This window comes from Mycobacteriales bacterium, from assembly GCA_035504215.1.
GTDB lineage: Bacteria > Actinomycetota > Actinomycetes > JAFAQI01 > JAFAQI01 > DATAUK01.
The window spans coordinates 1-7,278 of sequence record DATJSI010000041.1; the positions used below are offsets into that span (position 1 = coordinate 1).

11 protein-coding genes are annotated in these 7,278 nt (G+C 69.8%); 4 read left to right on the plus strand and 7 right to left on the minus strand.

The window, feature by feature from the left end:
* Positions 1-178: ATPase (locus tag VME70_04820; protein HTW19522.1), on the plus strand; the 178-nt coding region annotated here is incomplete at its 5' end.
* 43 nt (positions 179-221) lie between these two features.
* Here the strand turns inward: VME70_04820 and VME70_04825 are convergent.
* Positions 222-473, minus strand: a complete 252-nt coding sequence (locus tag VME70_04825; protein HTW19523.1) for a WhiB family transcriptional regulator — start codon at positions 471-473, stop codon at positions 222-224.
* 266 nt (positions 474-739) lie between these two features.
* Entirely contained in the window at positions 740-1,663 is a 924-nt protein-coding gene (locus VME70_04830; protein HTW19524.1) for a diacylglycerol kinase family protein, read from the minus strand.
* 60 nt (positions 1,664-1,723) lie between these two features.
* Between VME70_04830 and VME70_04835 the strand changes: the two genes are divergently transcribed.
* Entirely contained in the window at positions 1,724-2,095 is a 372-nt protein-coding gene (locus tag VME70_04835; protein ID HTW19525.1) for a hypothetical protein, read from the plus strand.
* A 17-nt stretch (positions 2,096-2,112) separates the two neighbouring features.
* On the opposite strand, the gene VME70_04840 is transcribed toward VME70_04835, so the two are convergent.
* The 3 genes from VME70_04840 to sodN form a co-directional block, all read right to left on the minus strand.
* On the minus strand, positions 2,113-2,952 hold the full coding sequence (locus tag VME70_04840; GenBank protein HTW19526.1) for an RNA polymerase sigma factor SigF: 840 nt from the start codon (positions 2,950-2,952) through the stop codon (positions 2,113-2,115).
* On the minus strand, positions 2,949-3,311 hold the full coding sequence (locus tag VME70_04845; protein ID HTW19527.1) for an anti-sigma regulatory factor: 363 nt from the start codon (positions 3,309-3,311) through the stop codon (positions 2,949-2,951). Before VME70_04845 ends, VME70_04840 begins: the two co-directional genes overlap by 4 nt.
* A 130-nt stretch (positions 3,312-3,441) precedes the next feature.
* On the minus strand, positions 3,442-3,843 hold the full coding sequence (gene sodN / locus VME70_04850) for a superoxide dismutase, Ni (GenBank protein HTW19528.1): 402 nt from the start codon (positions 3,841-3,843) through the stop codon (positions 3,442-3,444).
* 47 nt (positions 3,844-3,890) lie between these two features.
* Here sodN and VME70_04855 point away from each other — a divergent pair, with 47 nt between their 5' ends.
* Complete coding sequence (locus VME70_04855; GenBank protein HTW19529.1) at positions 3,891-4,271, plus strand: S24/S26 family peptidase; 381 nt, start codon at positions 3,891-3,893, stop codon at positions 4,269-4,271.
* 9 nt (positions 4,272-4,280) lie between these two features.
* Positions 4,281-5,249, plus strand: a complete 969-nt coding sequence (locus tag VME70_04860; protein HTW19530.1) for a zinc-binding dehydrogenase — start codon at positions 4,281-4,283, stop codon at positions 5,247-5,249.
* A 23-nt stretch (positions 5,250-5,272) separates the two neighbouring features.
* Here VME70_04860 and VME70_04865 read toward each other — a convergent pair whose 3' ends face one another.
* On the minus strand, positions 5,273-5,449 hold the full coding sequence (locus tag VME70_04865) for a DUF6104 family protein (protein HTW19531.1): 177 nt from the start codon (positions 5,447-5,449) through the stop codon (positions 5,273-5,275).
* Positions 5,450-5,456: 7 nt separating this feature from the next.
* On the minus strand, positions 5,457-7,278 hold a 1,822-nt coding region (locus tag VME70_04870; GenBank protein ID HTW19532.1), incomplete at its 5' end, for a multifunctional oxoglutarate decarboxylase/oxoglutarate dehydrogenase thiamine pyrophosphate-binding subunit/dihydrolipoyllysine-residue succinyltransferase subunit.

Consider the following 7,278-nt stretch of genomic DNA (forward strand, 5'->3'; position numbering starts at 1 on the left):
GGGGGGTGGGCTACCCGAGGGATTCGCCGTTGAGCGCTCGGACCGGCTCGGCCTGGCGATCGTCAAGACGCTGGTCGAGAGCGAACTCGATGGCGTCCTGCGCCTCCGTCGGCGCGAAGGCGGCGGCACGATCGCCGTGATCGAGCTGCCTCGGTCAGCGGGTGAAGCCTCGGGCTGATGCGGCTAGGCCGTACTGATCCGGCTAGGCCTACTGATTCGGGCTATGCCGTGCGCAGGGCGCTGTGGACCCGGCGGCGCTTGAGCGCGCGCCGCTCGTCCTCGTCGAGGCCGCCCCAGACGCCGGCATCCTGCCCGCTGTCGAGGGCCCAGATCAGGCACTCTTCGATCGCGTCGCAGCGCTGGCACACGGCCTTGGCCTCGTCCACCTGGCGCAGGGCCGGCCCGGTGGTGCCGATCGGGAAGAACAGCTCCGGATCCTCGTCCCGGCAGGCGGCCCGGTGTCGCCAATCCATCCCGTCGTCCTTCCGTCGCGGCTCGCCCGCAGGTCTGCCGGTGGTGTGGCTACCCCGCTTGCCTGTTCGCAACACTTTGTGAACAGTTTCACGAAGTGGTCCGGACCACTCCGATCGTCAATTGACGACCGGATTCCTGCGACGCTATTGCCTTGCCGCAGGGCTGTCCAGAGCCGCTTCGACGCTAGGTCGTCGACCGGATGCGATCAAGGCGACACAGACGGAATGTCCGGATCCGTCGTGTGGGAAAGGTCACACCGCCACGCTCAGGCGACGACCCGCAGCGCTCCCGGCACCGAGCGGAAGACGGCCCCGACCGCCTCGCCGAGATAGTCGCCGTCGACCTCGAGCGGCAGGGCCACCTCCGAGGTGAGCCGGAACTGGGCGAGGTCGGTGAACACCTCGGTGCACCGGCCCCGGATACCGCGCTCGGTGAGCATGCCGCTGGCTGCCCACAGGGTTCCTGGTAGCCGCATCCGCCGCATCGCGACCAGGTCCAGGCCGGAGTCGAAGGTGACGTCGGGGGTGAGGACGATCGGTCGGGAGCGGAAGTAGGTCCAGGGCGCGGTGTTCGCGACGATTCCGAGGAACAGCCCCGGAACCGGGTCGGCCCCTGGGCGCTCGAGCGTCAGCGCCGGGTTGCGGCGGTCCATCGCGTAGAAGCTGCGCAGCGTGGCGCGCGCGTAGCGGCTCGGGGTGGGTGCGCGACCCTTCTGCCGCGCTCGTTCGACCCGGCGGACCGCGTCCGCGTCGATGCCGAGCCCGGCGGTGAAGGTGAACCAGCGCTCGTCCACCCGGCCGAGGCCGATCCGCCGGCTCCGTCCGGCTCGCAGCGAGTCGAGCAGCTCGCTGGTCGCGACGACCGGGTCGTTGGCGATGCCGAGCGCGCGGCTGAAGACGTTGGTGCTGCCACCCGGTACGACGGCCAGCGCGGGCGTGTCAGGCGCCGGTTCGAGACCCGGTCCGAGCAGCCCGTTGACGATCTCGTTGATGGTGCCGTCGCCGCCGAGCACGACGACGAGGTCGAGGCCCGACTCCGCCGCTTGCCGGCCGAGCTCGATGGCGTGCCCGCGGTGGTTGGTCTGGACCACGTCGAGCTTCAGGTCGCTGCCCAGCGCGCGGCACAGAATGTCGCGTTCGCGCTCCGATGTCGCGGTCGCCTTCGGGTTGACGACCAGCAACGCGTGCACCCGCGCAGGATATCCGTCGGCCGATCGGACACCCCGGCCGCGACGTAGTCTCGCGACCTGATGGAACGACCTCGCGCGCTCACGGTCACGGCCGCCCTGGTGGCCGCTCAGGCCGTCGGGCTGGGTGCCTGGGGAGCGGTCGAGCTGGTGCGCACACTCGTCGGGCATCCCCACGACCGGGGTACGGCGATCCTGCTCGGTGTCGTGGTCCTGATCTATGCCGGCGGGGTCGGCTTCGCCGCGCGCGGACTCTGGCGGACCAGGCGCTGGGCGCAGACGCCGACGTACATGGTGGCCTTCTTCGCGGTCGTGATCGGGCTCGGCCAGCTGCACACGCTGACCGCGCTCGCCCTGCTGTTGATCGTGGCCGGCGTGGCCACCTTCGTCGCCGCGTCCATGCCGTCGAGCCGGTCCGCACTGGGCGGCATCTGAGCCGAACCCGGTGTCGGCTACTCCTCGACCAGCAAGCCTTCGCGCAGCTGGGCGAGCGTTCGGGCGAGCAGCCGGGACACGTGCATCTGCGAGATCCCGAGATCGGCCGCGATCTGCGACTGCGTCATGTTGCCGAAGAAGCGCAGCATCAGGATCGTCTTCTCGCGTGGCGGGAGCGCCTCGAGCAACGGTTTCAATGACTCGCGGTAGACGACGCCCTCGAGTGCCTCGTCGAGCTCGCCGAGCGAGTCGGACACGGCAGGTGAGTCCTCATCGGCGAGGTCGGGGGCGTCGAGGGAGATCGCGGAGTAGGCGTTCGCCGACTCCATGCCTTCGAGCACGTCCTCCTCGCTCAGGTTGAGGTGCTCGGCCAGCTCGGCGACGGTCGGTGACCGGCCGTTGCGCTGGGACAGCTCGCCGGTCGCCTTGTTGAGGGCGAGCTTGAGCTCCTGCAGCCGGCGCGGGACGCGGATCGCCCAGCCCTTGTCGCGGAAGTGCCGCTTGATCTCCCCGACGATGGTCGGGGTCGCATAGGTCGAGAACTCGACCCCGCGCTCGATGTCGAACCGGTCGATCGACTTGATCAGGCCGATGGTCGCGACCTGGACGAGGTCGTCGAGCGGCTCGCCGCGGTTGCGGAAGCGGCGGGCGAGGTACTCGACGAGCGGCAGGTGCAGCTCGACCAGCTCGTCGCGGATCTGCCGGCGGCGGGGATCGTCCTCGGCCAGCGACGCCAGCTCGTCGAACAGCTCGCGGGTGTGCGCCCGGTCGGCCACGCGACGGTCGCTGTCGTGCTCGATCTCCACTGCGGCTTCGCCGGTGGCCGGTGTGGACTCGGCTGCGGCGTCCGCGCTCACCGGGTCGTTCCGCTCCCGTGCTTGCGCAGCGTGATGGTCACGCGCCGGTCGGGGTCGACGGTGCTGTCGACCTCGCCGGCGAGTGCCGCCAGCACTGTCCAGGCGAAGGTGTCCCGCGACGGCTCCTCGCCGTCGTCGGTGAGCACGCTCACGCCCACCCGGATCGAACCGTCCTCGAGCCGGAACTCGCACGTGATATCGGCGCCTGACACTGCTTGTGGCAGCAACATGGCGCACGCTTCGTCCACTGCGATTCGCAGATCTTCGATCTCGTCGATCGTGAAGTTCAGCCGCGCGGCCAGCCCGGCGGTCGCCGTACGCAGGACCGACAGGTAGGCGCTGTCCGCGGGCAGCGTGATAACGACGACGTCGTCGGGTGCCGTGTTCGGTGCGCCGGCGACCTCAGGCGCGTTGGTCACGCAGGCTCCCACCGTGGTCGGGAATGGGGAGACCCCATCCGTTTGATCATGAGTTGTCCGCGGTGGTTGATTATGCCTGCTTGGTCTCCCAAAAGATCTTCTCGATCTCGGCGATTTGGTCGAGCAGTTTCTGCCCGTCCGCCGGGTCGACCTTGCCCTTGCCGCCGGCGGCGCCCGCCTGCTTGGTCGCCTCGTTGAACAGCTGGTGCAGCTGGGGGTACTTCTCGAAGTGCGGCGGCTTGAAGTAGTCGGTCCAGAGCACCCACAGGTGATGCTTCACCAGCTCGGCACGCTGTTCCTTGATCAGCAGGGCGCGAGTGCGGAAGACCGGGTCGTCGTTGTCCTGGTACTTCTCCATGATCGCCTTCACGGACTCGGCCTCGATCCTGGCCTGCGCGGGGTCGTAGACGCCGCACGGCAGGTCGCAGTGAGCCGAGACGACGAGGCGCGGCGCGTGGGTCCGACGCGACATGAGGTCCTCCCGTTGTGAGTTCATGATCTCCAAGGACACTATTCCGCGTGGTTGTCGGACTACACATCGGGGAGCGGCACTGGCCGTTACGCCGGGCCGTCGTCGCCGGGCCGTCGATGGTGCCGGCACTGCGGGCCGGTGACCGGCTCCTGGTCTGGCTTCGGGTTCCGCGGCGTACGCCGGCGGTCGGGAGAGTCGTGCTGGTCGCCCTCCCCGACCGGCCGCTGGCGGTCAAGCGACTGGTCGCGATCGAGCCCGACGGCCGGATTCGCGTCGAGGGCGACAACGAGCTAGCGAGCACGGACAGCCGAACGCTCGGCGCGCTCCCGCCCACGGCGGTGCGCGGTGTCGTGCTGGCGCGCATCTGGCCGCGGCCGGGCGCGGTGCGATCCACCAAGATCGCGCCGGTCGCCGAGCGGGCTGGATAGGGTCTCGACGTGCTCGCTGCCTACGCTGCCAGGATCTGCGCCGATGACCCGCTCTCCGCGCTCGAGGTCGGCGAGGTCAACGACCCGGTGGCAGCCGATGGCTGGGTCACCGTCAGCGTGCGCGCGGCCGCGCTGAACCACCATGACTTGTTCTCGCTGCGCGGGGTCGGGTTGGCCGCGGACAAGCTGCCGATGATCCTCGGGTGCGATGCCGCGGGCGTGACCTCCGACGGTCGTGAGGTGGTCGTCCACTCCGTCGTCGCCGATGCCGACAGCGGCCGCGGTGACGAGACGCTGGATCCGCGCCGCACACTGCTCTCGGAGCGTTACCCCGGCACGCTCGCGCAGACCGTGACGGTGCCGGCCCGCAACGTCGTCGCGAAGCCGGCCGAGCTGTCCTGGGCCGAGGCCGGCTCGGTGTCGACGGCGTGGCTGACGGCGTACCGGATGCTGTTCACCCGGGCCGCCGCCCAGCCCGGGCAGACCGTGCTCGTGCAGGGTGCCGGCGGCGGGGTCTCGACCGCCGCGATTGCGCTCGGTCGCGCGGCCGGCCTGCGGATGTGGGTGACCTCGCGCTCCGAGGCGAAGCGCGCGAAGGCGCTCGAGCTCGGCGCTGAGCAGGTCTTCGAAGACGGCGCGCGGCTGCCCGAGCGGGTCGATGTCGTGCTCGAGACGGTCGGCGAGGCGACCTTCGCACACTCGCTCAAGTGCACTCGCCCCGGTGGCCGCATCGTGGTGAGCGGCTCGACCAGCGGGCCACGACCGGTCATCGACCTGCCGCGCCTGTTCTTCCTGCAGATCGACGTGCTGGGGTCGACGATGGGCACCCGGACCGAGCTCCAGCAGATGCTGGCGTTCCTCGTCTCGACCGGGGTCCGTCCGGAGATCGACTCGACCTTCGCGCTCGCCGATGCGCGGGACGGGTTCGCCCGGCTGCTGGCCGGCGACATCTTCGGCAAGGTCGTGCTGACGCCGTAGGAGCGCCGTCGGGCCCGGCGCTCTCAGTCGTCCTCGTCGTCCGCCCGGGCCAGCCAGGTGGCCAACCGCTCGACCGGCACCTCGAACTCCGGGTTGAGGTCGACGAACGTCGCCAGCCGCTCGGCAAGCCAGCCGAGCGTCACCGACTCCTCGCCGCGCCGTTGACCAAGCTCTTCGATCCCGCGGTCGGTGAAATACATCGGCGGGTCAGCCGAAGGCTTCCTCGAGCAGCCGGGACTGCTCGGCGTCGTGCTTGCTCTGCGAGCCCCCCGCCGGTGCGGATGCGGCCGGCCGCGAGACCTGCCGCAAGAAGGTGCCGAGCGGCAGGTGCGCGGGAAGGTTCACCGCTATGTAGGGCCAGACGCCTTGGTTCTCCGGCTCTTCCTGCACCCAGGTCAGCTGCTCCATCGACGGGTACGCCGATACGGCGGCGACGATCTCGGCGACCGGCAGCGGGTAGACCTGTTCGACCCGGATGATCGCGGTGTCGGTCGCGCCGGACTTTTCGCGGTGACGCATGAGGTCGTAGCCGATCTTGCCGCTGCAGAGCAGCACCCTCGTGACCGACGCGGGATCCGGGCCGTGCGGGTCGGCGAGCACGGGCTGCCAGCGACCGGAGGTGAACTCCTGCGGCATCGACGTCGCCGCGCGCAGCCGCAGCATCGACTTCGGCGTGAAGACGATGAGCGGCTTGTGCCGGTCGGAGAGCACCTGGCGGCGCAGCAGGTGGAAGTAGTTGGCCGGTGTGCTCGGGATCGCGATCGTCCAGTTGTCCTCGGCGGACAGTGAGAGATAGCGCTCGATGCGCGCCGAGGAGTGATCGGGTCCCTGGCCCTCGTAGCCGTGGGGGAGCAACAGCACGACGCTGGAGCGCTGGCCCCATTTCGCCTCGCCGGGTGCCACGAACTCGTCGACCACGGACTGGGCGCCGTTGGCAAAGTCGCCGAACTGCGCCTCCCACGCCACCAGCATGTCGGGGCGCGCGACGGAGTAGCCGTACTCGAAGCCCATCGCGGCGTACTCCGAGAGCAGCGAGTCATAGACGTAGAACGTCGCCTGGTCGTCCGAGAGGTGCGCGAGCGGCGTGTACTCCTCGCCGGTCCGCCGGTCGACGACGACGGCGTGCCGTTGGCCGAACGTCCCGCGACGGGTGTCCTGCCCGGCCAGTCGGACCGGCCGGTGGTCGAGCAGCAGCGAGCCGATCGCGATCAGCTCGCCCATCGCCCAGTCGATGCCACCCTCGGTGACCATGGCCGCCCGCTTCTCCAGCTGCGGCAGCAGGCGCGGGTGTACCTCGAACCCGTCGGGCATCGAGACCTGGCTGTCACCGATCGCCTTCAGCGTCTCGGCCGTGATCGCCGTATCCGGATCGGTCTCGACGGTCGGCTCGGCGGGTGCCTCGAGCGACCCGCGGCTGGTGTCCCGGCTGTCGCTGAACACCTTCTCGAGCTGGCCCTGGTAGTCGCGCAGCGCCGCCTCGGCCTCCTCGACGCTGATGTCGCCACGACCGATCAACGACTCGGTGTAGAGCTTGCGCACGCTGCGCTTCGCGTCGATCAGGTCGTACATCACCGGCTGCGTGAAGCTCGGCTCGTCGACCTCGCTGTGCCCGCGGCGGCGGTAGCAGAGCATGTCGATGACGACGTCCTTCTTGAACGCCTGGCGGAAGTCGTAGGCCAGCTCCGCAACGCGTACGACGGCTTCGGGGTCGTCGCCGTTGACGTGGAAGATCGGTGCCTGGATCATCCGCGCGACGTCGGTCGAGTAGACGCTCGAGCGGGCGCTTGCGGGTGAGGTCGTGAAGCCGACCTGGTTGTTGATGACGACGTGAACCGTGCCGCCGGTGCGGTAGCCGCGCAGCTGCGAGAGGTTGAGCGTCTCGGCGACCACGCCCTGCCCGGCGAACGCCGCATCACCGTGAATCAGCAGTGGCAGGACGGTGAAGCCGCCCTCGCCGCGGTTGATGACGTCCTGCTTCGCGCGCGCGATGCCCTCGACGCCCGGGTCCACGGTCTCGAGATGGGACGGG

Coding starts and splice junctions, on each gene's coding strand:
- VME70_04825 (HTW19523.1), bottom strand. CDS start 473: ATGGATTGGCGACACCGGGCCGCCTGCCGGGACGAGGATCCGGAGCTG.
- VME70_04835 (HTW19525.1), top strand. CDS start 1,724: ATGGAACGACCTCGCGCGCTCACGGTCACGGCCGCCCTGGTGGCCGCT.
- sodN (HTW19528.1), bottom strand. CDS start 3,843: ATGTCGCGTCGGACCCACGCGCCGCGCCTCGTCGTCTCGGCTCACTGC.
- VME70_04865 (HTW19531.1), bottom strand. CDS start 5,449: ATGTATTTCACCGACCGCGGGATCGAAGAGCTTGGTCAACGGCGCGGC.